The sequence below is a fragment of the Ruegeria sp. BI11 genome (genome assembly GCF_056538005.1).
This window is the reverse complement of record NZ_JBQFSM010000071.1, coordinates 1-625: the sequence shown is the minus strand read 5'-3', so window position 1 is coordinate 625 and position 625 is coordinate 1. Positions and strand designations below refer to the sequence as shown.

The 625-nt window shown below is 59.0% G+C and carries 1 protein-coding gene; it reads left to right on the top strand.

The genetic code is table 11. The features are described 5' to 3' along the window. The coding region (locus ACR0DT_RS25130; protein ID WP_480713356.1) for a PD-(D/E)XK nuclease family protein at nt 1–625 on the top strand (625 nt) is incomplete at both ends.

The following is a 625-nucleotide window of genomic DNA, read 5'->3' as shown; positions in this document are numbered from 1 at the left end:
GGGCCTCCCGGGGCAGGGAGGCCCTGAGGCCCTGTCGGGAATGCGTGACAGGGGCCAGCAATGGCTACGCTGGTCGGAACAGCTTGAGGCTGCGCCGCACATCGAACCAGCAAAGCGCCCATCCCCGCGCCCGCCGGTGTCTTCGCGCCCAAATCGGCTGAGCGTGACGGAAATAAAACGGCTGATCCGCGACCCTTATGCGATTTACGCCAAACATGTGCTGCGACTGAAGCCTTTGGACCCTTTGGTGCAAGCGCCGGATGCATTGTTGCGCGGGATCGTGATCCACGAGATCCTAGAGCATTTTGTCAAAGACAGTGTTCTGGACAGTGCGTTACTGACCCGTGAAAACTTTTTGAAACGCGCGGAAACACTGCTGGATCAACATGTTGCGTGGCCCACAGCGCGCAAATTGTGGTTGGCGCGGCTGGAACGTATCGCAGACGATTTTCTGGCCGCTGAAATCGCGCGCCGTGGCGACGGAGGGCCGGTTGCCTTTGAGGCTGTGATGAATCTTGTTCTGTCACCCTTGGATTTTTCCGTCGTGGGGCGGGCCGACAGGATAGATCGCAATAAACGTGGCGCGTTGCGGATCGTCGATTACAAGACCGGAACACCGCCAACG